General features: G+C 45.8%; 18 protein-coding genes. 9 read left to right on the top strand and 9 right to left on the bottom strand.

All coding sequences use genetic code 11. The annotated features are described in order from the left end of the window. Positions 1 to 418, top strand: a 418-nt coding sequence (locus QT987_RS15425) for a winged helix-turn-helix domain-containing protein (RefSeq protein WP_333241484.1), incomplete at its 5' end; no start/stop codon positions are given. 115 nt (positions 419 to 533) lie between these two features. On the opposite strand, the gene QT987_RS15420 is transcribed toward QT987_RS15425, so the two are convergent. Both QT987_RS15420 and QT987_RS15415 read right to left on the bottom strand, forming a co-directional pair. Next, positions 534 to 953, bottom strand: a complete 420-nt coding sequence (locus QT987_RS15420) for a DUF6335 family protein (protein WP_333241482.1) — start codon at positions 951 to 953, stop codon at positions 534 to 536. Positions 954 to 1191: 238 nt separating this feature from the next. Beyond that, a complete protein-coding gene (locus QT987_RS15415) occupies positions 1192 to 1398 on the bottom strand; it encodes a hypothetical protein (protein WP_006634408.1) in 207 nt (68 codons plus the stop codon). A 165-nt stretch (positions 1399 to 1563) separates the two neighbouring features. Between QT987_RS15415 and QT987_RS15410 the strand changes: the two genes are divergently transcribed. Further along, on the top strand, positions 1564 to 1977 hold the full coding sequence (locus tag QT987_RS15410) for a peptide chain release factor 1 (protein ID WP_333241480.1): 414 nt from the start codon (positions 1564 to 1566) through the stop codon (positions 1975 to 1977). A gap of 240 nt (positions 1978 to 2217) precedes the next feature. Here QT987_RS15410 and QT987_RS15405 read toward each other — a convergent pair whose 3' ends face one another. The 3 genes from QT987_RS15405 to infC form a co-directional block, all read right to left on the bottom strand. Next, positions 2218 to 2694, bottom strand: a complete 477-nt coding sequence (locus QT987_RS15405) for a Crp/Fnr family transcriptional regulator (RefSeq protein ID WP_333241478.1) — start codon at positions 2692 to 2694, stop codon at positions 2218 to 2220. Between the two features lie 122 nt (positions 2695 to 2816). After that, positions 2817 to 5864 (bottom strand): HEAT repeat domain-containing protein, encoded by a 3048-nt coding sequence (locus QT987_RS15400; protein ID WP_333241475.1) that lies wholly within the window; start codon positions 5862 to 5864, stop codon positions 2817 to 2819. Positions 5865 to 5971: 107 nt separating this feature from the next. Then, a complete protein-coding gene (gene infC / locus QT987_RS15395) occupies positions 5972 to 6508 on the bottom strand; it encodes a translation initiation factor IF-3 (protein ID WP_006635262.1) in 537 nt (178 codons plus the stop codon). Positions 6509 to 6926: 418 nt separating this feature from the next. On the opposite strand from infC, the gene QT987_RS15390 reads away from it, so the two are divergent. The 6 genes from QT987_RS15390 to QT987_RS15365 all read left to right on the top strand — a co-directional run bounded on the left by QT987_RS15390 (position 6927) and on the right by QT987_RS15365 (position 14258). After that, positions 6927 to 7949 carry an alpha/beta fold hydrolase gene (locus tag QT987_RS15390; protein WP_333241473.1) on the top strand — a complete coding sequence of 341 codons (1023 nt, stop codon included), beginning with the start codon at positions 6927 to 6929 and terminating at the stop codon, positions 7947 to 7949. A gap of 255 nt (positions 7950 to 8204) precedes the next feature. Continuing rightward, on the top strand, positions 8205 to 9482 hold the full coding sequence (gene iscB / locus QT987_RS15385) for an RNA-guided endonuclease IscB (RefSeq protein ID WP_333241471.1): 1278 nt from the start codon (positions 8205 to 8207) through the stop codon (positions 9480 to 9482). Positions 9483 to 9766: 284 nt separating this feature from the next. Then, entirely contained in the window at positions 9767 to 10096 is a 330-nt protein-coding gene (locus QT987_RS15380; protein ID WP_333241470.1) for a hypothetical protein, read from the top strand. Positions 10097 to 10712: 616 nt separating this feature from the next. Beyond that, complete coding sequence (locus QT987_RS15375; RefSeq protein ID WP_333241468.1) at positions 10713 to 12506, top strand: N-acetylmuramoyl-L-alanine amidase; 1794 nt, start codon at positions 10713 to 10715, stop codon at positions 12504 to 12506. Between the two features lie 156 nt (positions 12507 to 12662). Then, entirely contained in the window at positions 12663 to 13523 is an 861-nt protein-coding gene (gene murI / locus QT987_RS15370) for a glutamate racemase (RefSeq protein WP_333241466.1), read from the top strand. A gap of 180 nt (positions 13524 to 13703) precedes the next feature. Beyond that, positions 13704 to 14258: an NYN domain-containing protein gene (locus tag QT987_RS15365; RefSeq protein ID WP_006635267.1), complete on the top strand. Its 555-nt coding sequence runs from the start codon at positions 13704 to 13706 to the stop codon at positions 14256 to 14258. Between the two features lie 573 nt (positions 14259 to 14831). Here QT987_RS15365 and QT987_RS15360 read toward each other — a convergent pair. The 3 genes from QT987_RS15360 to QT987_RS15350 form a co-directional block, all read right to left on the bottom strand. Beyond that, positions 14832 to 16535, bottom strand: a complete 1704-nt coding sequence (locus tag QT987_RS15360) for an NAD(P)/FAD-dependent oxidoreductase (RefSeq protein WP_333241464.1) — start codon at positions 16533 to 16535, stop codon at positions 14832 to 14834. A gap of 251 nt (positions 16536 to 16786) precedes the next feature. After that, positions 16787 to 17011, bottom strand: coding sequence for a hypothetical protein (locus tag QT987_RS15355; protein ID WP_333241462.1), 225 nt, complete (start codon positions 17009 to 17011; stop codon positions 16787 to 16789). 84 nt (positions 17012 to 17095) lie between these two features. Further along, positions 17096 to 17842, bottom strand: coding sequence for a hypothetical protein (locus QT987_RS15350; RefSeq protein ID WP_333241460.1), 747 nt, complete (start codon positions 17840 to 17842; stop codon positions 17096 to 17098). Positions 17843 to 18343: 501 nt separating this feature from the next. Between QT987_RS15350 and QT987_RS15345 the strand changes: the two genes are divergently transcribed. Further along, positions 18344 to 24256 carry an AAA family ATPase gene (locus QT987_RS15345; RefSeq protein WP_333241458.1) on the top strand — a complete coding sequence of 1971 codons (5913 nt, stop codon included), beginning with the start codon at positions 18344 to 18346 and terminating at the stop codon, positions 24254 to 24256. Positions 24257 to 24523: 267 nt separating this feature from the next. Here the strand turns inward: QT987_RS15345 and QT987_RS15340 are convergent, their stop codons facing one another. Beyond that, a complete protein-coding gene (locus tag QT987_RS15340; protein WP_333241456.1) occupies positions 24524 to 25711 on the bottom strand; it encodes a glycosyltransferase family 2 protein in 1188 nt (395 codons plus the stop codon). Between the last annotated feature and the right edge of the window lie 450 nt (positions 25712 to 26161).

The raw sequence follows: 26161 nt of genomic DNA, 5'->3' as shown, positions 1-26161 counted from the left end.
TCTATCATATAGCGGAGGGCGAAAAATTTTGGCTCTTATCATACTTTTAACCATTTACAAAACCGGGATGCTCCCATCACGTCTGCGTCGAACTCAACCAAATGACCCGGATCAGCTACAATTTGAAGAGCTAATCTTGAACCGTTTAACCCGGGAAGTATATCGAGGCAGTCAGCTAATTGAACTCACTGCCAAAGAGTTTGATTTGTTAGAATTTATGCTGCAAAATCCCCTTCAAGTCATTACCCGCGACCTAATTTTAGAAAAAGTTTGGGGTTACGATTTTATGGGCGAGTCAAACATTCTTGAAGTGTATATTACTATTCGTGCATTACGGATTAAGTTAGAAGCAAGTAACTCAAAACGCCTGCTGCATACTGTTCATGGAGGGGGGTATGTGTTGCGAGAGCAAAACTGAGGAGGGGCGGGTTTACAAATACTTGAGATATGAAGTATGGATACTGATGAACCCGCTCCTAAAGGATGTGATATCCAATCCGCTTCTACTGCCTATTTTATGGTAAAAAATAAACCTACAAATCCGGCCGTTCCTGATAATCTTCCGCAGAACTCGGGTCTAATTCCCACCGACTTTCATCTCGATGTTCAAGCATATCTGTGGTGTGCAAAATAGCCCCATCGGGCATTTCTATGCCCGCAGCGGCTCCGAGTTCGTCAACAAGATCGAGGTCGGGAGTAGGCGCGGTTCCGCCCACCGATTGCTCGCCAGTGGCACTTTCTTGTTCCGCAGCCGGATCGCCATCCTCGCCGCCGATTTGGGAAGTGGAAGAGTATTCGGAACTGCTGTCCTGCAGGGTTGTTATGTCGTCTTCGCTCAATCCCGGTTGAGCGATGACGCCGGTACCGTAAGATTCGGTAATTTCTTGAGGCAATTCGCCCAAATTATCACCATCTCTTGTTGTTTTTGCGTTGCGTTCCTTTTGCTGTGCCACGAGACTTGCTCCTGTTTGTTTTTGAACTCAATTAAATTAAAAATGTCCGAATTTCGCTTGAGCTGAATTATTTTTAGTAATTGCCAATGGCTATCATTAAATGACATTGTAATTGCTATTTAAGCTTTTAGCTTCTATCCCAGGAAATATATTGATTCTGAGCAGCTATTTCATTGGGAATACAAAAAGCGATCGCCCTTTTCAAAAGGGCGATCGCTTTTTAATGGGGATGTTAATTCTATTCGGGAAAATCAGGAATTACCCATTTGGGGGGTTCCGTCCGTTTCCTTCTCACCGCTTCCTCTGCTATTTCTAGCATTTTATCCAGAGAAGTATTTTCAATAAAGTTGGACGTTGCTTCTGCGTATTCCCGCTTCGGGCACTTGTCGCCCAGAACGCAGCCATTGACGCAAGCTACAGCACAATCGACAGTGTTCTCCACCATAACTTTTTTCCTTTCACGGTTCCAACAACTAATAGGCAGCTACTCTGGGTGAATTTGTCAAGAGACTGCTCTATATCTTTATTTTACTTCACAAATTGTCATCAAAGGTCGATCGCCAGGGCAAAACTGTTATAAAATCAAAGCAACCTACCTAATCTGCCGATCGTGAACAATTTTCTGCGGCGCTTAAAACTTTTACCTTGGCGAGAAATGCTGCAAATTTCCGCCCTCGTCAACTCAATCGTGATTGGATTGGAGTTATTTTTAGCCTGGGGTTTCACGCAATCGCGGCCAATCCGCAACGTCGTGACGCTTCTTTACGGCCCATCCCTCGGGACATTGATACCTTTCGTTGCTGCACTGGGAATGGGAGCTTTAGCAGTGTACTTTTTAGAGTATTGGCAACAACAATTTTTGCTCAACCGAATTAGTTTGTGGGTTTTAGTTTTCTGCGTGCTCTTGGGTTTGGTGTTAAAGTCATTCCTACCCATCCCTCCTTTATTAGCAAGTTTATCGGAAGCTGCACTAATAGGAGTTACTGTGGGAGTTTTTTGGAAGGGCCGGCCTTATTGGCGATAGTCATGCCATTTTAGATTTTAAATTTTAGATTTTAGATTTTAGATTTTAGATTTTAGATTGGCTATGACTGATGAATATTCTGGTTTGGGGGTTGTCTATAGTTACATTTTTTTGTGAATCTAGTATAAGGTGCCAATAGCGGACACTAGCCAGAAAAATTGTGCGCTATTGGCACCTTACAGAATATAAATTGTGCAGAATTACCGATCAACTAAAAACACAATTCTCAATTCCCCAATTTCATCGCATTTCAGGAACTCTCACAGTCTCTGTAGGAGGCATCATGGCTTCTTTAGCATTCAACTTTTGATTCAACTCCCGAATCCGGCGCGACAGCAAACGAATAATATTCACCGCAATTCCCGGCGTTTCATCAATCGCATCGTATAGCTGCATTTGAGTCAGCATCAAACACTCGGATTGTTCGACAGTAGAAATAGAAGCCGATCGAGGTTCCGCATCAAACAGCGACATTTCCCCGAAACAAGCCCCCGCTTTCAACTGTGCCAAATCCCGATCGCCTATATGCACGCGCACCGTTCCCGATACCAAAATATAGAGAGACCGCCCTTCTTGTCCTTCCGTAAAAATCCTGTGCTTGGAAGGAAACGAAAGTTCATCCATTACCGATGCTAGACGCACGAGAAAATCATCCCGCAGTTCCTTAAAAATCGGAACCTCCCTCACAAACAATAGGCGTTCGACGCTTGTTAACATAATGAGATGCAGTGATTAATTTAAACTTAAAAAGGGGAAGGAGAAGGGGAATAAAAACGGTTGACGGTTAACGGTTAACGGTTGACTGACAATAACAACTGCCAACTGACAACTGACTAATGTTACCTTTTTCCCCCAGCACCCAACTCTGCCATCATCTCTTCAACTTGAGCGGATACCAAATTATCGGGGTCATTTTGCAGCCTGGGCAACAATTCGACCAAAGCCCGTGGCGAGGCTATTTTCAAATAGGCTAACACTGCTTCGCGGACAAAACCCGTCGGGTGCTGCAGACAGACAAGAGTTTGTTGAGCCGTAAGACTCCAGCGCGCTTCCCTCGCCAAGTGAAAGCAGCAGGCCAAAGCCCAATCCGAAAGGAAGTGGCGCAATTCTAGCAAGCGGCGCAGACGATCGCTAGGCGCTAGAGGTTTGTAAACCATCAATTCCGAGAGGTTGCTCAATTTTTCTCTTTCCGAGTGTTGATCTAACAAATTGATGAGCGATCGCTTCCTAGCTATATCCACAGTATTATCGAGAATTTCCAATCCCCTCGCAACCAAAGAAGGTTGGCCAGAAGCGATGTTGAAAGCAGCGGCTTGTACCGTGTCCAGCGGATAAAGAAACTTCATCAGCAAAAAACACCGCTCCCTAGCATCAGCTTCCAACCCCGCCAGAGCCCGCTGCAACAATTGAGCCGTATCGTTCCCAGGTGCTCCGGTGCTGTTGGCTTCCCGATCCGAGAAATTGCCGTAGCTTGTTACCCCAGACAAATCTACCAGACCTGCATAAATTTGACCGATAAACATTAACTCCTGTTCGATAAGAGTTTCCAAGCCGCTACGGCCGATGCGGTCTAGAACCCCCTCTATCCCCGCTTCCGAAGGCATTTTCAACAGGATGCGGAGGATATTGCGCCTCGTCGTTCCCCAAGCCGTCATCAAATTGCTGACCAAAATGTCGATCGCCTCATTTGTCCCAATTTGACCCAGAGCCGTCCAAGCTTGCAACCTGACCAAATCCGACTTGTGGATATCCTCAGCCAAATAAACGAGCAAAGGAATGGCATCGTTGTGAAGTTTGACTATAGCCTGCAAAGCCGCTTCCCTAGTCGATTTGTAACCAAGTCCGCGCAGCAGCGAAGGATAATATTCTTCCGAATGAGTAGACGAAATCACGTCTAACAGAGCGCAGCGCACTCGCAGAGATTCATCTTGCAACAGATTGGGGATATGCAGCCGCAGTCCTTGCAAATAATCAGCTTCTCCCAGAGCCCGCGTCCCCATAACACGTTCCCGCTCTTGTTTGTGCGTCAGCATTTGGCGAAGCGTGTTAGTAGCCTCTGCCTTTTGCAGGCGATCGCCCCTTCTCATAATTAAAGCAGCCGCCGTACCCCGCACCACCGGATCGACCGTCGGCTGCAAGTAAGGCCGCAAGCTCTCAATATTCGGTTCAGCTTCCGTCAGCCAGATGTAGCGCAAAGCCAAGGCCAGAACCTCCGGCGGCAAGGATTGCTGCGAGAGTGCGCGGACTGATTCTAAATAGGCGGGGTTCGGGTGTTGCAGCATCGTTTCCAAGCTCTGGCGCTGCAAACCAGGGGACAGCGAATCGAGGAGGGGAGCCAGAACTTCTCCGACATTTTTGGGGTCAATTTGCGTCAGGAGTTCTATGCAAGAGCGCTTTTCATCTTCGCCCCCCGGCTTTTGTAGAGTTTCCACCACTGCGCGCTTGAGAGCTTTGAGGTCAACGTCTGTGACGCCCAAGCGCCCCCGCTCCGCACTTTTGACCAACAAACCCACGTATTGAGAGCGGATCAACCATACGACAAACACCCACAACAGTGCCAATATGACGATCACGCCAATAAATATCAAGCTTTGCTGGTCGTGAAATACATTTTCGTCTTGCTGGGGGAGTATCTTGCCTGTCACCCACAGCATAATCAGGATGCCTACTCCTGTAGCTCCGCAGGACAAAGGTTCGCCCACACCGTTGACCAAAGTTTGAATTCCCGATCGAATATTGTCGGGAATCGGTTGAAATAAAACCGGGCTAACAGTTTCCAAAAGCGTGTAGTGCAGCAGTTCGTCTAAAAATCTCAGCAATATTAGCCCGATGAACACAGATACTAGCTGGCCGAGAGAGGCTCCTATGGTCAGCACTCCGAGTATAGCGATGCCCGCCGGCAAAATCATCGCCGTCACGAATACACCGATTCTTTCCACCAACCGGCTCGAAGCGAACCATTGAGTCGCCACTTGAAACAGGCCTTGTATGCCTTCATAAATGCCCAAGAAGCTAGCGATCCAGCTAGCTCCGTCCCCCGGGTTTTGGTATTCTAGCTGGCTGTAGAATTGGAAATCTACCAGCACGTAGACGACTTCTGCGAGGATGAAAAAACTGACTAGAGGTACGGCGTATTTTTGAAGTGGGCCTGTAACTTTGCGGGCGGTAAATTCTTCTTGGTCGTCGTCTTCATCATCATCATCCGTCCAGTGAGCCGTTTCCGGGAATGCTTGGCTGTATTTTTCCGTGAGGTAGTACAGCAACACCGAGCCGATCGCCACCATCAACCCCGATATGAGGGTAACGTTTTTGAGTCCGACTACGTACAGCAAAACAGGCAGAGAAAATCCGCTGACTACTCCAGCTACTAGATAGCCACTACTGACTAGCGGATAGGTGCGCTTGATTTCTCTAATATTAAACAGTTGGTTGGAAGTGATAGAAGTATTAAGGTCGTTGAGGACATAGCAAGCTTCTACCCACAGCCACATCAAAAAAATAGTAATAAAAGCGATGCTGACGCCAGCTATCTTAGTATTTTCGTAGCCGATGCCGAATCGAAATAAAAATAGCGGTATCGACATCATTGCCAGAACAACCACTACGGTGCGCCTTAGCGGCAGGATTTTTTGCAGCCACGAGTAGACAAATCCCAAGCCAGAACCGATAAACGCGCTGGCTATATAAATCCAGGGCATTTTGTCTGCACCAAATTCATCTAGAAAAAGACCTACTGTGCTGAGTTCCAGCCAGATCAGCCCGACGGAGGTTAGAGTGTAGACGAGGAACATCAGTACGGTTCGCTCTACTTCTTCCGATCGCAGGTTGAGCGATCGTAGCACTCCTTGTCTTACTCCCGCCGAACCGCTGATTTGAAAATTTTCCATGCAGCCTTGATTTCCCTGTGTGGTAGCTTATTCCTGACTAACTTCGGAAGTCATCAGCTATCAGTCACCAGTTTATGACTGATGACTGCTCACTAATGACTATCTATTTATACTTTCTTTGGCGACAGCAGCATCATCATACTGCGTCCTTCTTTTTTGGGGGCTTGCTGCACTTCTGCGATTTCCTGCAAATCTGTGGCCATGCGCTTAAGCAAGTCCTCTGCTAGGTTGCTGTGTTGGATTTCCCGACCTCTGAACATGATCGTGGCTTTTACTTTGTCCCCAGATTTGATAAAGCGGTCTGCTAGTTTGAGGCGCACTTGGTAGTCGTGTTCTTCAATTTTGTAGCGCATCTTCACTTCTTTAACATCGGCAGTGTGCTGCTTCCGCTTTGCTTCTCGCGCTTTCTTTTCCTGCTCGAATTTGTACTTCCCATAGTCCATTACCCGGCATACGGGCGGGTCAGCTTTGTCGCTGACAAGTACAAGATCCAGTTCTTTTTCTTCTGCGAGGCGCAGCGCTTCTGCAGGTGTCAATATCCCTAGTTGCGCGCCGTCGGTATCGATTACCCGGATTTTGGGGTATCGAATATTTTCGTTGATCTGGGGTAGGTTGCGATTTTGTCTTCTTTCAATCACAGGCATGAATGGTTTTACAAGCAGTAGTTTAATAGCGAAGCTTCTTGATAGTTACAGGTTTGAGCGGTCAATTTTTCACGATTGACGATCCAACTGTTTTATAAGGTGTTACCCTTACCGGACGTACTACCGCGCCCTGTGCCCCCTCCGCTAACGCCTTGGGGAATATTTGGACTGATCGTAAATGAATTCTTACAATACTTGCTATTCTACTCACTCTGGCTGAGTTTCTGCCTAGTTTTATTTTAACTTCACACACGATCGCCCGCTCCCAGGCCCGATCGATGACAAAACCGTCAAAAATTTAGGGTAAAAGTTGAAGGATGAGGTACAGCCGCTTTTGCTAGCCCATCTCGCCCGGTCTGGCAACTCCCCCAAGTCGCCTGATTTGCCTTGTAGAATAGGTATAACCAAGTGTAAATTTATGTTGCGAGCTGAGGCAAAATTGACAAATTCTCTGCTGTGGCACCAACGGGTGGGAACTCAACGAGACTGGATGTGGCGGGGCTGGCAAACTCGCTACACTTATTTGCGGCCCGATAGGGTACGAAATCAAGGCGCGCTGGAATTTCAAGATTCTGGGGCCAAACCAATGGCCCCGCGCGCATCGGGAACGCCGATTATTTTACTGCACGGGTTTGGAGCTTCGATCGGACACTGGCGACAAAATCTCGCCCAACTCGCCGAAAACCAAACGGTTTACGCCTTGGATTTGTTAGGGTTTGGCGCTTCCCAAAAAGCTCCGATCGACTACTCTGTATCTTTGTGGGTCGATCAAGTTTATGATTTTTGGCTAACTTTTATCAGAGAGCCAGTAATATTGGCAGGGAACTCGATCGGCTCACTAATTTGTCTGGCCGTCGCCGCCGCTCACCCGGACATGGTGGCCGGCACGGTAATGATTAGCCTCCCAGACCCCTCTGTGCGAGCCGAGGCGGTACCTGGATGGCTGCTTCCGGCGATCGAAACGGTTGAAAGTTTGTTTGTTTCTCCGATCGTACTCAGGCCTTTGTTTTATTTAGCCCGCAAGCCTTCCTTTGTCCGTCGCTGGATTGGCTTTGCCTACTCCAACCCCGAAGCTGTTACCGACGAATTAGTGGAAATTCTAGCAGGGCCAGCGGGCGATCGGGGAGCAGCCCGCGCCTTCTGCGCTTTATTTAAAGCTGTAGGCAGTTCACAATTTTGCCCCAGTGTCAAGACTGTGCTGCGAAATTTAAGAATCCCGATGCTGTTAATTTGGGGCAAACAAGACCGGATGATTCCCCCTCGGTTCGCCCGACCCCACCAATTTGTCGAATGCAACCCCAATTATTTAGAGCTAGTTGAATTAGACAATGCGGGCCACTGTCCCCAGGATGAATGCCCGGAACAAGTAAATCAAGCAATTTTGAACTGGATGAGCCGGAATTTTGCACCTATGGGCGAGAGCGAATTGCAGCACTGTTGATTAGACGTCAACTACCGCACACCAACCCGAAGGGTCTGGTGTGGGCTTGAAAAAGCCTGTTGACCAGACGGCTAGTTCTTGACTAGCAGGCGTTAAGACCAAGCGTTAAACTTCGTACCTTGAAATGCGTGCCAGTTTCAAGCTCTACAACCGAGCAATTAAACAGGTGATTAAGGGAAAGCCAGTGTTGCTCAGATAGTACCGAGTCTTAACATCGTCGAGGCAAACTTAACCAAGAAATTGAGTGATGCAGTAATGCGTACATTTGTCCTAGATAAAAACTTGAAACCTCTTGACCCATGCCACCGGGCACGGGCAAGAGAACTATTGAAAAAAGGGAGGGCTAAGGTTTTTAAACGCTATCCGTTTACCATTGTTTTACAGGATAGGATTCTCGAAGATTCGGTAACTCACTGTCACCGAATCAAAATTGACCCAGGTAGTAAAACTACGGGTATTGCCGTGGTTCAAGAGCAAACTGGTCGCGTCACGAACGCATTAGAAATTGCTCACCGAGGGCAACAAATTAAAGAGGCTCTCGAATCTCGCAGCTCGCTCAGAAGAGGGCGTCGCAACAGAAAGACCCGTTACCGCCAACCCCGTTTTTTAAACAGAACCCGTAAAACAGGATGGTTGCCACCATCTCTTGATAGCCGTGTTGCCAATATTGAAACCTGGGTTAGGCGAATCAGAAAGGTCTGTCCCGTTACCGCCATTTCTCAAGAATTGGTGCGTTTCGATTTAAAACAGTTCCAGAATCCTGAAATTTCTGGAATCGAATATCAAAGGGGCGAATTATTCGGTTTTGAAATTAAGGAATATTTACTGCAAAAATGGAATAGGAAGTGCGCTTATTGCGGTGCGACAAATGTTCCTTTCGAGGTTGAGCATATTCTCGCCAAGTCTAAGGGAGGAAGTAATCGGGTCAGCAATCTGTGTCTTAGTTGCCATTCCTGCAACCAAGCCAAGGGAAGTAAACCCGTTGAAGAATTTCTCAAGAAAAAACCTGAAATCCTTCAGCGGATACTAGCCCAAGCCAAGACACCTCTACTGGATGCAGCAGCCGTCAATGCTACTCGTTGGGAGCTATACAGAAGACTACAGTTAACCGGACTGCCCGTGGAATTGGGTTCAGGGGGACGAACAAAATTCAACCGCCAAACCAGGGGAATAGAAAAACAGCATTGGACTGATGCAGCTTGTGTCGGGGAATCAACTCCCGAAAGACTACTGCTAAATAGCGTGAAACCTTTGCTAATTAAGGCTAAGGGACACGGAAGAAGACAGCGCTGCGGAACCGACAGATTTGGGTTCCCCATTCGTCATGCACCGGCCCAAAAGTTCTTCATGGGTTTTCAAACTGGGGACTTGGTGAAAGCTAACGTCCTCACTGGAAAATATGCAGGAAGCTACACAGGCAGAATTGCAATTCGGTTTAGACCAAGTTTTAAGCTAACCGCAAGAGACAAATGTTTTGACGTGCATCCAAAACATCTGACAACTATTCATAAGGCTGATGGCTATGAATATTAGTCCTAAAAACAAGGATGCCCTGTCGGGCAACTTATTTATTGGCGACAATTTCCCAGACGCTAATCCGTTGGCGGTACTCGCGGAGCTCGATATATCCGCCTCGGTTATAGCGTCCGCCCCCTTGTCGCATTTTAGGTGGACGACTCATGGAGCAAAGTAAGTCTCCGTCTTTCTGTGATGTCATGTATCTACTGTTATTGATGGTTGCTTCTTTGAGAAGCTCAGAGATTGACACAATCACCAAGATAGTGTATCTTCTCTAACTGGTAGTACAGATCCAAGTTATGCAGTTAGTCGAAAGGCAAGTCATTAAACCAAATCACAGGTTTTACCCAGAAGCTGATCGATTGTCTTTGCTGTCCAACAAACTTTACAACTGCGATAACTACTATATCTACGGTCAAAACTTTTTCTCAGGTCAACCAACCAATGCTCTGGCTGTCGATCGAACACTCAAAAAGAGTCTAAAGTACAAAGCATTGCCGGCCCAAGTAACACACAAAACTCTCCCGTTACTGCTGAAAACATGGACTAGCTATCATAGTGTTAAATTGGCGGGCGCGATCACGATCGCCCCACTAAGTTTCAAGCAGCACCGAAAACCACTGATTTAAAAAATCAGAAAAGAAAGAGCAGGGGCGATATGTAGTTGTATTTAACTGTCAATGTGTTAGCAAAAAAGCTTTTGCCAAAGAATATGTCAGTTTGTCTGGGACTAACATTTGGCGGTATTGAAAAGTTACCTAAATCTTGAAAATCCGGATTGTTCGCGAGGTAAGTTGTTAAGTTATTGAGGTAGTTTAGGAAAAGTTAGAACAAAACGCAAGTGTAAAGCGGATTATAACCCTTGCAACGAGCTTCGCCAACATTAAAGAGCTATGAAACCCCTCCCTGGAAGAACGGTAAAATTCTACCTTCTAACTTGTACCTTCTAACTTGTACCTTCTAGCTTCAAGAAACACCTTGTTTCTTGCTCCTAAAAATAAATACCTTCCCTTGTGCCAACAATCTTTCAGTCTGCTTATAACCGATCGCCCCCAAGTATACGGGAAAGTTCAAAAATGCCGGTATCTGGCATTTTGGAGCCTGTTAACGCATAAAAAGTCAATTTAGCCAACAACTGACGGCCCCCGTGCCCCCGGTCTGCTGGCGGCTAACTGCTGAAAGCCTCTGAGGGCAAGCAGCGCCCTTCCAGCTTTTGGCAGTAACGCAAACGAGGAAAAAACTGTCGTGAAATTCCACTGGCTACTACCGAGTTTCTTAAGTGTATTTTTGCTCGCCGGAGCCGCCGAAGCAGCTAGACTGCAATCTTGGCGGTTTGATGCTTCAGAGAACCGGCTTTACATTACAACAGACGGGGGAGTACAACCCAAGGCTCAACTGATCTTCAACCCGATGCGGTTGGTAATCGACTTGCCGGGGACGAGTCTGGGTCGTCCCTCGGTCAGCAGACCGCTCTCAGGAGCGATCGAATCGGTGCGGGTAGGGCAGTTTGACAACAATACGACCAGAATTGTGGTCGAGATCAGAGACGGGTTTACTATAGACCCTCAGCAAGTAAAATTCCGGGGTATTTCTCCGAGCGAGTGGACAGTGGATTTGCCAACGCCGGTGCGGGCAGAAACTCAAAATCCAATTTCAGAGCCGGGGGGAGAAAGGTTATCGGTTGAATCTTCAGCGCCCCAAGCCCAGTCGGGTGAGGCGACTGTAGTTCAGAACGTTCAGGCGACGGCGGACGGTTTTTTAGTCCGCACAGCGGGCGGTCGCCCCCAAATTAATTTTCAACAAAGTCGGGCTGGGGACATCGCCACCCTCGATATTGAAGGAGCGAGTTTAGCTCCGGCCCTAAGCAACCAACAGCCTCAAACGAACGGTCAGCACGGGGTTGACAAGATTGAAGTCCGGCAACTGCCAACAGACCCGCCCGTTACCCGCGTGACTTTGCGGATGAAGAGTCCTAATACTCAGTGGCGGGCGTCAGTGAGCAATTTGGGCGGGGTTGTGCTATTGCCTGGAAGTGTAGTACGACAGCCCTCGGTTCCCCGCCGCCTGACTGTAGACCCTCCGGCTAGACAAGCTCAAGGAAATTTAGCGAGAGTTCAGTCAATTGATTTAGCCAGTAACGGCACGCAACTGGTGGTGAGAACTGACCGCCAAGTCTCCTATAGCAGCGGGTGGGATCAGGGGTCGAGAGCTTACTGGATTAGGATCGCCTCTAGTGTGCTGACGGGCGAAATTCCTCAGCTCGATGCCAACAGTCCTGTATCGTTTAGTGCCAGCCAAGAAGATGCGGAGACTGTGGTGATTTGGGTGCAGCCGCGATCGGGGGTAGAGGTAGGCAGGGTGACAAGACCAAACCCGCAGTTGCTGTCTTTGCAGTTGCGATCGTCGAATGCTAGCGCGCAGCCTTTGACTCGCACTCCCAATTTGCAGCCTTTGCCGAGAAGGACTTTCGGAACCGATGAGTTGCCCCAAGCTTCTAACCGCCGCGCCGTAATAGTAATCGATCCCGGTCACGGTGGCCGCGATCCGGGGGCAGTCGGGATTCAGGGCATTCTGGAAAAGGAGATTGTTTTGGATATCTCGCTTCAGGTGGCGAGGCTGCTGGAACAGCAAGGGGTGCAGGCGGTGATGACTCGGACTGACGACAGGGAAATCGACCTGGATCCCAGAGTTTCTTTGGCGGAACGGGTGAATGCTACTTTGTTTGTCAGCATTCACGCTAATGCGATTAATATGAGTCGGCCGGATATCAATGGGATTGAGACTTATTATTTCAATAACGGCCAAGATTTGGCCAGGGTGATTCACGCCAGTATTTTGGAGGGGACGGGGGCGAATGACCGCCGAGTGCGACAGGCGCGATTTTATGTTTTGAGGAAGACTTCTATGCCTTCTGTTTTGCTGGAGGTGGGTTTTGTGACGGGTGCTGAGGATGCTGCTAGGCTTTCTGACCCAGCTTACCGCAGTCAAATGGCGGCTTCGATCGCTCGCGGCATTTTGCTTTATCTTCAACAAAGATAATGGGCAGTGGGCAGTGGGCAGTTGACTCTTGACTGTTGACTGTTGATTAATGTTATTGGTTATCTGTTATTAGCCACAGCAAACGATTAACAAATGACAACTGACAACTGCCAACTGCCAACTGCCAACTGCCAACAGATAACTAACTATTAACAAATGACAACAGACTCTGGACAACAAAGAATCGGTATTTTTGACAGCGGCGTGGGCGGTTTGACTGTTTTGACCCAGTTGTACCAACAATTGCCCAACGAATCGATACTTTATTTTGGAGATACGGCGAGGCTGCCTTACGGCACTCGCACCCCGTCAGAAATTGTGGAGTTTGTCCGCGAAATTATGGCCTGGTTGGTGGAACAGGATGTGAAAATGGTCATTATGGCCTGCAACACCAGTTCTGCTTTGGCGATGGAGATGGTGCAGGCTGAGTTTGATATCCCGGTGCTGGGAGTAATTCTGCCGGGGGCGCAGGCTGCGGTGCAGCAAGGCAAGCGGATCGGGGTCATCGCAACTCCTGCTACGGCTGCTAGCAATGCTTATCGAAATGCGATTTTGGAGATGGACGATTCTTGCCTGGTGTGGCAGGTTAGCTGTCCGGCTTTTGTGCCACTGGTGGAGCAAAACCGGATTCACGATCCTTATACTTGTGAGGTGGCTAGGGAATATTTGGCTCCTTTGATTCAGCAGCGCATCGATACGCTGATTTACGGCTGCACTCATTATCCGCTGTTGGCTCCTGTGGTTCGATCGCTTTTGCCTGCTGGGGTGACATTGATCGATCCTGCGGTACGGGTGGTGGCGGCTGCAGCCAGAGAATTGGAGCTTTTGGGGCTGCGAAATCCTGGTACGGCGCTACCGACTCGTTTTTGCGTGAGCGGCCCCCCGCAGCAGTTTGCTCAGTTGTCGGTGCAGTGGCTCGGTTGTACTCCTGCTGTTGAGAAAATATCCCTGCCGACAGTTGTACGTAGCGAAGCGGGGCGTAAGGCATCGCCCGTCCCACTGGAATCTGCCGAATAATCCGGAAAATTTATAGATGAATCTAACCCCCCAAAACTCAGGTAAAGCTGGCTCTGGGGGGTTTAATTATTGCGATGTAACCTAGCAATTACACATCAATAGGTAATATTATTGAACAAAAGCTTTGATGAACAATGCAAATAATGTCCTATACGTGCTGGAGCTCTTCAGCCTTGAACCATGTCACCCTATGTATCACAAGCAGTTTTACTTGTAGACGGCTATAACATAATTGGACTTTGGCCTCGACTCCGAGAGAAGCGCGATCGCGACGAACTCGAAACAGCTCGCCGCGAGTTGATTGAGGTTTTAGTTAACTACAGCGCCGTTCAAGATTTTGAGGCCAGGCTGGTGTTTGACGCCCACTATCGAGATACTCCCGGCGTTAAAGAAATTATTACTAAAAATTTATCAGTGCACTACACTGACTTCGGTCAGACAGCAGATACTTATATTGAAAAATCTTGTGCTAGTTTGCGCTACGAGTTGCGATCGGTCAAAGGCAAAGGCCGCATGATTGTCGCCACCTCAGACCGAGCGCAGCAATTGACCGTAGTCGGCTACGGTGCCGAATGGATGTCCGCCGAACAACTAGCGGCTGACGTAGAATCCACCGCCCGCCGCAGCGAGCGCCGGCACAAATCCCGCAAACAAAATTCCAGTCGCTTTCTCGCCAGTTCCCTCGATCCAGAATCCCAGCAGCGCCTCGCCAAGTTGAGAATGGGGCTGCATTAGCTGCTGAAACCCGCTCCCTGTCTGACAAAAAAAAAGTTTCTCAAAGGCCTTGCCAAATCGAGGAAGTTCAGCTATTGTTAGTAAATGTGGGTAACAAAAACCCCCAATCCTCGGTAGCTCAGTGGCAGAGCGGTCGGCTGTAATGAATGCAAGCCTTTGGCATCAACCAAAAGCCCTAGTGACATAGCAGCTCTATCCGGTAACGGATACTGAAAAATCGGGTGAATTCAAGGAAACCGCAGCACTTCGGGTGGCGGCAATCTTGAGCCAAGTCTGGCGAAAGGCAGCGGTTGCGATCGCAAGTAGCTGGAAAGGTGCAGAGACTAGAGATGAGGAGCCTAACCAATAAATCTCATAGCGCCCGACATCCGACGACAAATCACAAACATGATTTGTAGGGATGATGAAATAGTCCGCGCCCTTCGGAAACGTTGGGATAAGTGTAACCGATTGGTCGTAGGTTCAAATCCTACCCGGGGAGTTAGTAAAAGTCTGAAGTTGGAATTTTCCAGCTTCAGACTTTTTGTTTTTTAAGATTTGAGATGGTTTGGGGTCAAGCTTTCTGGTAGCGCCTTAATTCACATCCCTGTGAGTGTGAATTAACTCACCTTCCATAGGTATGGAAATATTCAACTTAGACAACTCCGGGTTTAATATCGCCTTGACAATACCAGAACTCACCATCACCTCCAAACAACCAAGGGCTTGATGAAGAGCTACTCGTGCGTGTTGCACAGAAAAACGTTCCTTAAACACCAGTACCAACTGCCGATAAATTTGTTCAATGTACTGAGTGCGGCCCAAAATGTCAATCAGCAAACCATATAAACCTGTAACAGGCAATCGCTGACCGTTCTTCACATAACACTTGATCTTGCTAATTTGACCAGCATCATAAACAGCTACAAACTCGACTTCCGCATCCAATAAATCTAACTGAAACACATTGTATGCCGAAAGTAGCCACGGAACCTCCTGCTGCGAGAAGCGTTGCATCACCTGTTTCATAGAACCCAAATCAAATCCAGCAATCACAGCTTGACCCAAAATATCATTCGTGAATCCGCCTTGAGCCAACCACTGAAAAGCTTTTTCCGGGCTTAAATTCAACCCAGAATCCCGCGCGATTTCCCTAGAATGCTCTTGTAAATCAGTGAACTGACCATTAGCAGCGTACCAGTAATCCGCGAACCGAATGTGCTTTTTAACTCGGCTGCGCTGATTGTGGTCATATTGAGATTTAAGCCAGTTGCCGTCGTGCTTCTGCTGCTCTAGTTCCAAAATTGTGTAAGCCACTTCACGGGCACCAGTGTGAGCTAAAGTCATGCCAGCAGCTAAAATTGGATCAGCAAAACCTGCCGCTTCTCCCACCAAAAACCAGTTTTCTCCTACAGTTCTATCAGCCAAAAATGACCAATCTTTTGTAGTTTCAATCTTTCCGGTACTGGTAGCATTAGCGATTAACTTGCTGATGCGGGGTTCGCTGTTGACGGCTTGAGAGTATATATCCTCTGGCCGCTGTTTCATCTGCTTGTAATGTTCCACAGGGCAAATAAAGCCGATACTGGTGCGAGTAGGGCCCAAGGGAATAAACCAAATCCACCCGTGACTCAAACTCATTACCTGTACGCGGGTGCCACCAACGCCAATTTCATCGGCCCATTCAGCGTTTGTCCAGTAGTCCCAGATAGCGATATTTTGCAACCGCGTCGGGCAGTGTGTTTCGATTCCTAAAACTCGTCGCAACACGCCAATGTGACCGGAGGCGTCGATGTAGTAGCGGGCAGTTATTTGTTCTTGCCGCAAGTGCAAAGCGGTAATTCTATCGCCCTCTGTATCTACTTTAACAACGGGCGTTTCTTCTCTTACTAAACATCCCATTTCTTCCGCGTGACGCAGCAAAATTTCGTCATATTTTGCTCGATCGACTTGGAAAGCAGTTTGCCGTCTCTGTCCCTCAAATTTAGCAGGACGCTGCTCATCTTTAAACTGTTCAGGCTTGATAAAATTAAAATCCCAAGGATTTGGATCGCTTCCCCAGCGATAGGTAGCACCGATTTTAATTGGGAAGTCGGCTGCTTCTACTTTGTCCCAACATCCCATTTCTTGAAGCACATCACTAATTTGAGGCAATTGACTTTCCCCAACATGATCGCGAGGGAATTTTTCTTTCTCTAGGATTAGCACGCTCAGATTGGGATTGTATTTCTTGATCAGAGTGCCAGCAGTGCTCCCAGCGGGGCCGCCGCCCACAATTACAACGTCGTAATGGCTCATATCACAGAGAAATAGTAGATGCGAATTTTGGGCATTTACGAGAAAAATGTCTAACTATTCAGCCTCCAAATGAGCTAGGCTGAATAGTTATTTTCAACAGGTTTTATCTGAGATGTTGCACCATTCCCAAGAACTTGTAGGGGCGGGTTCACCAACCGCTTTAAATGGTACAAACAGGTTAAGTAAACCCGCCCCCACCCACGAAAAAGCCCCAATTAACATTGGTGCAACCTTTCAGTTTGCAACAGATTTTATCCGACTGCTACTTTCTCATCTTCAGCTATGGGAGAAGTCTGAGAAATATCCAGATTCTCAGTCCAGGTATGAGCAATATCCAAATTCTCAGTCCAGGTATGAGCGATATCCAAATTCTCAGTCCAGGTATGAGCGATATCCAAATTCTCAGTCCAAGTGTGGATCAAATTCGGTTCTAGTTCATTCATGAGCGGAGAAGAATTGCTGTTAAGTTGTGACATGATGGGTCTCCTTGTAAGTAGTAGATTTTGTCTAATTCTAAGATTGATCTGGTTCTAAAAATAGCCAACTTTACATCTCGTAAGCTACGCAACTTTTAAAGGTTCCAAAATCTCGCGGGGCTGGGTAAAAGGTTGGTCAAAGCTATGGGTTTTTGCATAAACCAGAAGTTCAGCAATCTGTTTCGTGAAAATTTCAAACAAATTCTCAACTATCTCAAAAATCTCTTGACGGCTCTCAATAGTCAGTGGTATATTTTTGATCGATTGCTCCACATCCGGCGTCCCTGTAGTATGACCTGTTTCCACATCCAAATGAAAACAGCCAAAATAGATAAGCTCCTTTTTAGTAATTGATCGGAGTTCTTCGGCAATTGATGCTGTCGCTGACAAGAACACGTTACCCGATGCTTCTACCACTTCCAAAATTGCTAGCTTGGTGATGGGACTGGCTCCAAAAGCGTATCGAAAAATTTGATATGTTACCAACCGTGAAGCTTTTAGTTGTTCACTCCAGACAAAATTCAAAGCATCGCTGAACTTCAAGGATTTGTTATTAATACCCAGTGTTTCCATGTCTGCTAAAAACCACAACCAGTGATGATCGTCTTCGTAAGTATGATTGTTGATCATTGCCTGAAGAGGATCGTTGGTTGGTTCTTCTCGGAAAATAGACTGGTTCAATTCACCAAAACTCATTGCAAAGTGAGCAATGCAGGGAGCGAAAGCTAGGCGTTGTCTTGGGTCTATACTTTTGTCTCGCATAAACTCAAATAGCTCTGCTTTAGCAAATTCTTGCTTCTTCTTTTCAATCAATTCTAGGACTTCTTCCATTGTGATGCACCTGATTAATGAATCTATAGGCTAGTAACTTAATCACGACGTAAATGTGATTTAAATCAATAATTGTTGTGTTTGATATCACGTTTAATTGTGTTCTCGATCGCCTAAACCTGCGTTTTCCTGCCCCGGGCGTCCCCTTCGTTGTTGTTTACCGGACTCAAACATTGAGCAAAACTTTGAGTATATAAAAATTTGTCTGTCATGTGTGCGATCGACATCACAGAATTTGTTACAATAGTGTGAAGCTCGACTGCGTGAAGTGTCAAACCGCACATTTCAGCGGGAGATCCAAGGAGATGTGCTGTTCTGGGCCAGTTCACACCCCCTTAAACTTTTATGCATCTACTTACCTCAAAAAACACCGAGTAATTGCTTAAGTTTTTAGGTATATAAAAAAACATAATTTATTAAAAATACTTAAGTACCGCCGCCCCGCCGCCCGATCGACATCAAGCACGATGTTAACCCAACAATTAGTCACAGAATAAAAGCATGAATGCACTTCCCGGTTACAAAATCACAGAAGTTGTTCAAATTGGTGTCAAGTCAATCATTTATCGCGCTGTCAGAGAGTGCGATCGAGCGTCAGTCATTATTAAAACACTCAATACCGAGTACCCCACAATAGAAGAAATTACCCGTTTGAGACATGAATACAAAATTAGCTCGAATCTCAAACTCGAAGGGATTGTCAAACCCCATAGCTTAGAAAAATATAACAACAGTTTCGCTCTGATCTTAGAAGATTGTGGCGGTCAATCTCTCAAGCACCATCAAGCTGGTAAAAGCATTAAACTTCATAAATTTTTGCCACTAGCTATTCAAGTGGCTCAAACTCTCGGAGAAGTGCATTACAACCAGATTATTCATAAAGATATAAAACCCTCAAATATTATCATAACACCAGATTTTGAACAAGTAAAAATCACCGACTTTAGCATGGCGACGCGCCTATCGAGAGAAGTCCACCAAAATAGCAATACTATGGTGCTAGAAGGCACTCTAGCCTATATATCCCCAGAGCAAACTGGTCGGATGAACCGAGACCTCGACTACCGGACTGACTTGTACTCTCTAGGCATCACCTTTTATGAAATGCTGACAGGAGAGTTGCCCTTTAATTCAACCGACCCGCTAGAATTAATTCACAGCCACATTGCGGTGACGCCAGTTCCTCCCCATCGACTAAACAATCAAGTCCCGCAGATAATTTCATCCATTGTCATGAAACTATTAGCGAAAAATGCCGAAGACCGATATCAAAGTGCCTTTGGAGTAAAAGCAGACCTGGAAAATTGTCTAACTCAGCTACAAACTACTGGCAAAATTGAAAATTTTATTCCTGGGACACTTGACAAATCAGGTCAATTTTTGATTCCCCAAAAACTCTACGGTCGCACACAAGAAGTCGCTGATTTGATGACATCTTTCGAGCGAGTCAGTTGGGGACAAACTGAGATGGTGTTGGTAAGCGGTTACTCAGGCATCGGTAAAACCTCAGTGGTTAGTGAAATCCACAAACCAATTGTCAGGCAGCGGAGTTATTTTATTGCTGGTAAATTTGACCAATTTAAGCGGGATATTCCTTATGCTTCCCTGACTCAAGCCTTTGAGTCATTGATGCAGCAGTTATTAACAAAAAGCTCAGAGGAGTTGGCAATTTGGAAAGAAAAGCTCTTGTCGCGGCTAGGTCAAAACGGTCACATTATTATTGATGTTGTCCCTTCTGTCGAACTAATAATTGGTTCGCAGCCTGCTGTTCCACAATTGGGGCCTACAGAATCTCAAAATCGCTTTAATCGATTGTTCAAAGAATTCTTGAAGGTGTTTGCCCAAGCAGAACACCCCTTAGTTCTATTTCTGGATGATTTGCAGTGGGCAGATTTAGCTTCCTTAAAATTGATTCAGGAACTGGTAACAGACTTGGAGAGCCGATATTTTTTACTGATAGGAGCCTATCGAGATAACGAAGTCAATTCGACTCATCCTTTAGTTCAAACTGTCGAAAAAATTCAACAGACTGGTGCTCAGGTGCATCACATTATGCTCCCATGTTTAGAGTTGAGCAGCGTCACTGAGCTAGTATGCGATACTTTGGGTAATCAAACTGAAAAGTTAAAGTCTTTGAGCGAGTTAATTTTTAATAAAACTGGCGGAAATCCTTTTTTTATAACTCAACTTCTTTCAACTATTCACTCAGAACAACTGTTAGTTTTTGATTTCACTGTTGGTGCATGGCAGTGGGACATCACGGAAATTGAAGCCGCTGGCATTGCAGATTACAGTGTCGTTGAATTAGTTGCTCGGAATCTGCAACAACTGCCGGAGGAGACGCAGCAAGTATTAAAATTAGCGGCTTGTATGGGCAACCGTTTTAATTTAGAGAATTTGGCAATTGTTAGAGAAAAATCCGGTCCTGAAACGGCGGCTGATTTATGGGATGCACTTCAAGCTGGTTTAATTCTACCAATGAGCGATGCTTACAAAATTCCGATGCTTGATGAAGAAATCGTGAAAACACACGGGAGGGGTGGGAGGCCCATCCCACAAAACAATCAAAATCATCCCGCAATTATGCAACGCTCAATTGATTACAGGTTTTTGCACGATCGCGTACAGCAAGCCGCCTATTCTCTCATTCCCGACTCCCAGAAAAAACAAACCCACTTAAAAATCGGCTTCCTGCTACTGGATTCAACTCCCGCGTCAGAAATCGCAGAAAATATCTTTGATATTGTCAACCAACTCAATATCGGAGTGGAATTCATCACCACTCAGTCAAAGCGAGATGAATTAGCTAACTTTAATCTCATAGCTGGCAAGAAAGCTAAGAGTTCTGCCGCCTATGAAGCGGCACTCAAGTATTTTAATGCAGGTCTAGGACTTTTAGCTGAAGAAGCTTGGCAGAGTCACTACGATTTAATCATGGAACTCCATATCGAAGCGCTGGAATTGTCCTACATAAATACCGACTTTGAGCGAGCGTTTCAGCTATCAGATGTGATTATATTCCGCGCCCAAAAGTTGCTAGAAAAAATTAAGGTTTATGAGCTAAAAATAGTTTTTTATTTTAATCAAAATCAAGCTCAACATTCGATAGATATAGCTCTCGAAGCTTTGAAAATGCTGGGAATTTATATCCCTAAAACCCCCAAAAAACTGAATATTCTCATGGAGCTATTTCTGACAAAACTAGCTTTAAAAAACAAGCAGATTGATGATTTATTGAATCTGCCGCCAATGACTGACCCTAATAAAATTGCGGCTATAAGGATTTTAACGAATATGACTCCTGCTGCTTTTATAGTAGCACCTGATCTGTACCCACTGATCATCTTTAAAATGGTTATTCTTTCTCTGAAGTACGGGAATACGCCGCTGTCTAGTTTCGGGTATGTAGGGTATGGTTTGATTCTCTGTGGAGTGTTAGGTGATATGGATTCGGGATACCGATACGGTCAACTAGCTCAGGCAGTGTTAGAGCGATTTCATACCAACTTGCACAACTCTCTAATCTCACTAAGCTTTAATGGTTTTATCCGTCACTGGTCTGAACACGTCAGGGAAAGTCTTAGCGGTTTACTGGAGGGTATTCAGAGTGGACTGGAAACCGGAGATGTCAACAATGCTTGTTATTGTGCTAGTTTTTACAGCAATTATATATTTTTGAGTGGGGAACCTCTGGATTCTGTAGAGACTAAGCAGAGTCACTATATTCAAATGTTGGTGAATTATAAGAATGAATTTATGATTTATCAAGCCAGAGTTGGGGCGCAAGTTGTCTTAAATTTGCAAGGTAAAACAGACAATCCTTGCCTATTGACGGGCGAAAAGTTTAATGAAGAAACTATGCTACCAGGATTAAGAGATGGTCAAAACAATCTGGTAATATTTGTAGTATATATGTCTAAATTATGGCTAAATTATCTATTTAAGAATTATGCAATATCTGCTGAAAATGCCATTATGGCATCAAATTATTCTGAGGCTGTGATGGGCATGATGTATGTTCCCCTCCACAATTTTTACTATTCCCTAGCACTCTTAGCTTTGTATCCCACAGCTTCAAAATTTGAACAGAAAAAATACTTAAAAAAAGTTGCTTCGCTTCAGAAAAAAATGAAGCATTGGGCTGTGAACTCTCCGAGAAATTATCAGCATAAATATGACTTGGTAGAGGCAGAGAAAGCGCGAGTATTGGGACAATATGAAAAAGCTGCTCTGTATTACGATCGAGCAGTGAAAGGAGCTTCGGAGAATGAATACATCCACGAAGAAGCGCTAGCCAACGAACGCGCGGCAGAATTTTATCTGGCTCGCGGTCGAAACAAAGTGGCTCAGAGTTATCTAATAGATGCTTACTACGGCTATATTCACTGGGGAGCAACCGCCAAGGTCAAACATTTGGAGTCACAGTATCCGCTCTCTTTACCCCCTGCCTCGATGGCAAAAGCGGGCGCAGATAGAACTATTACTAGCACTAATTATAGCACGAGCAGCAGTCACAGCAGTTTATTGGATTTGACAACTGTTGTTAAAGCATCTCAAGCGCTAGCTAGCGAAATTGTGTTGGACAAGTTGTTAGAAAAGTTAATGAAAATGGCGATCGAGAATGCTGGTGCACAAAAAGGTTTTCTGTTGATGCCCAAGGGAGGCAAATTGCTGATTCAAGCAGCGGCATCGGTGGAGTCTTCGGATGTTGCAGTTGAACAATGCCCTAGAGTATCTCCTGCAGAGGTTTTGCCAATAACCGTGATTAATTATGTTGAAAAAACGCACTTAGATGTAGTTTTAAGTCAGGCTGCTAGAGAAGGTCTATTTACAGACGATCCCTATATTAAAAGGCAGCAAGTGAAATCTGCGCTTTGTACTCCTATTCTGAATCAAAGCAAACTCGTAGGTCTCCTTTATCTGGAAAATAATTTAGCTACTGAAGCGTTTTCTCCAACTAGGTTGGAGGTTTTGAAAATACTTTCTTCTCAAGCTGCTATCTCTTTAGAAAATGCGGTACTTGTTGCTAATTTGTCGGAGGCTAAGGAACAGTTGGAGGATTATTCGCGGACGCTGGAGGTGAGAGTAGAAGAGCGCACGCAGGAATTAAAGACTAAAGAAGCTAAGCTGCAAGAAGCTCAAAAACTGGCGCACCTCGGCAACTGGGAATTTGATTTGGAGGGGGATAAATTAACTTGGTCTGAGGAAGTATTCCGAATTTTTGGCATTGACCCTAAACTACCAGAACCCACTATTTTAGAACACAGGAAGCAAATTCATCCAGATGACCTAAAGTTGTGGTTAGAGGCAGTAGAGCAGATTAGTCTGTTAGGAAATCCTTGCGAGTATGAGATGAGAATTTTGCGCGCTGATGGAGCGGTCAGATATATTTATCTTAAGGCGCAAGCTATTTTTGATGGCGGTAAGGTGATTAAGTTATTTGGGACGATACAGGACATTACGGAGCGCAAGTTAGCGGAGGATGCTTTGCGACTGTCGGAGGGGCAATTGAGAGAAAAAGCGACACAATTAGAAGTTACTTTGTCCCAATTACGCTCGACGCAGACTCAACTAATTCAAACTGAAAAAATGTCTTCTTTGGGACAGTTGGTGGCGGGGGTTGCTCACGAAATTAATAATCCGATTAATTTCATTTATGGCAATGTTCTCCATGCTAGCGATTATAGCTCGGAGCTGCTGGGATTGATTGAGCTTTACCAGGAATCTTACCCGAATGCTAATCCTGAGATTGTTGCTAGAACAGAAGATATTGACCTCGCTTTTATTCAAGAAGATTTGCCTAAAATTCTAAAATCAATGCAGGTTGGGGTCGATCGCGTTCGCAATATTGTGCTGTCGCTGCGGAATTTCTCACGCCTGGATGAAGCCGAGATGAAACCAGTGGATGTTCACTCCGGGATTGATTCGACTCTGCTAATTTTGCAGCACAGGTTGAAAAAGGATGCACTCGGACATGGGGTTGAGGTAGTTAAAGAATACGGTCAACTGCCGAACGTAAATTGTTATGCTTCTGGGTTAAATCAGGTGTTTATGAATATTTTGAGCAATGCAATTGATGCAGTGGAGTTAGGAGTTGGGCGACCGGAGACAACTGCCCAACTAGAAAATCCTTTATCTCCAATTTTTGAGCGAAGGATTAAGATTCGGACTGAGGTATGCGACCAAAACTTGGTGAGAATTTATATTGCTGATAATGGTCGGGGGATGACGGAGGAAGTACGATCGCGAATATTTGACCCTTTCTTTACTACAAAAGCTGTGGGCAAAGGTACCGGTTTAGGGTTAAGTATCAGTTATCAGATTGTGGTAGAGAAACACGGCGGGAAGCTAATGTGCTTTTCCGCGCCCGGTGAGGGGGCTGAGTTTGTGATTGAAATTCCCGTGAAGCAGTGAACTTTTTGTAAGGATCGTCAATTAAATAATTTCCCTTTTTTCTTGTGGGATGGGCGTCCCGCCCGTCCTTTCTGGGCGGGCGGGACGCCCATCCCACAACAGTCATGAAAAGTGGATTTTATTTAATTCTCATCCCTAAGTTTTTATATATGTTTTTTTAACCGCCGATAAACGCAGATGAACGCAGATACAATTATATCTGCGTTCATCTGCGTTCATCTGTGTTTATCTGCTGATATCTGCGGTTAAAACTTCTCAATTTAAATATTAAACATCGCGTTCTGTCCGCACCCATTTAGTTTGCCGCTTCAGGAGAAAACCTAGATACAAAGGGATTTTCCAAAGGATGTAAAAAGGTACAGATAAGAGAGTTGAGCCAGAAATATCGGCACGCCCGAATTTTGCCCAAGCGCCGACAATTGAAACTAAAATCAGCAATCCTTGTACTGCTAACAAGACGGCGGGAATTGAGGATGTTCCCAAAATTGCTGCTAGTAAAGAGGTGGCAAAAGCAGCTAGCCAGATCGCGACTAAAAGCGATAGGGGAGGGACGGATAAGTCGAGGGCGATCGCCAATAAGTCAAAACGTTTTTGTTCGACTGAAGCTGCTGTCAGCCGGGGAGTTTGAGTTAACAATGTCTGTATGTGACCGTGTTCCCATCTGGTTCTTTGACTTTTAGCTGCTTGCTGCTGCTGTGGCAAACACCCGGTGACGTTGGCTTCGGGGCAGAATACTGTTGGGTGTCCGGCGATCGCCAAATCCAAACTCATCTGCATATCTTCAACAATATTGCTGCTAGCTAGGGAAACCGATCGAATTATCGACCAGGGAAAAGCCATGCCAGTACCTGTTAGTAATGATGGGAATCCTAACTGTTTTAATCCGCTGGGACGGACTAAGTTTTTCACAAGAAATGCTAAAGCAGAAATGGAATCTTTGGGAGTAGGATTTGGTGGCTGTTCCATGAGATAAGTTGCTTGCACTGGTCTTTGTTCAGTAACTGCAACCCGGGCTAATTTTTCTATAGAGTCTGGCTGACAGATGCAGTCTGCGTCAACCATGATGACTACTTCGGGGGGGTCTGATTCGATCGACTGCAAGCCAAAATCCAGTGCGTATCCTTTGCCCTTGCGTTGTGTGTCTTGGCGCTCGATCGCACTTGCACCGCAGTTACGGGCGATTTCTGCCGTAGCGTCCGTGCAGTTGTCAGCAATCACTAACAGGCGGTCTTGAGGTGTTAGCTGTGGCAAGATTGTGGAGAGGGTGGCGGCAATTCCTGCTGCTTCGTTGTAAGCGGGAATTAAAACTGCTACTTTGGGGCGGGGCGCTTTGCTTTCGGCTGTCTCGCCCTGGCCGGACAAGAAAGCTGCACTGCATTCTAGAAATAGAACTGCAACGGGAATTAGAAGGATTAGGGCGATCGCCAATAGCACAACATCAATCAATAGGAACATTAGCTGATTAATTTCCACAATTCTAGTACCTTAATTTAATTTTATTTGTTGCGTTCATTGAGTGTATTTAATCTTATTGCATCTTTGTTAACTCACTGCGCCACGCTATCTAAAGTATGATTATATCATGCCCGCCAACAATCACCCTTCTCACATTTGTTGTGAGAACTTAAGTCCTCCTAAAAATATTAGGACTAGCCTCCTCACTAAAAATTAATTTGATTGCGGTTGTGCGGTTTCCAGTAAGATCATATCATGTCAATTATGACAATGTTAAGTCACTCAATTTAATTAAACGTCAAACAAGCCCAGACTGGAGAAACCCGGTTTCAAAAAGAAACCAGGTTTCTACGTGTTCTATTTTTAATCCACTAAACACTTAGGCGATGTTTAACATCAAATCCGGTTGCATCGGAATCATAAAATCGAGTCAACAATCAACACTCAACC

Origin of the sequence: Microcoleus sp. SVA1B4, from assembly GCF_036700545.1 — a bacterium.
Lineage (GTDB): Bacteria > Cyanobacteriota > Cyanobacteriia > Cyanobacteriales > Microcoleaceae > Microcoleus.
Note: the sequence above shows the minus strand (reverse complement) of the source record. Positions and strands in the feature narration are given on the sequence as shown.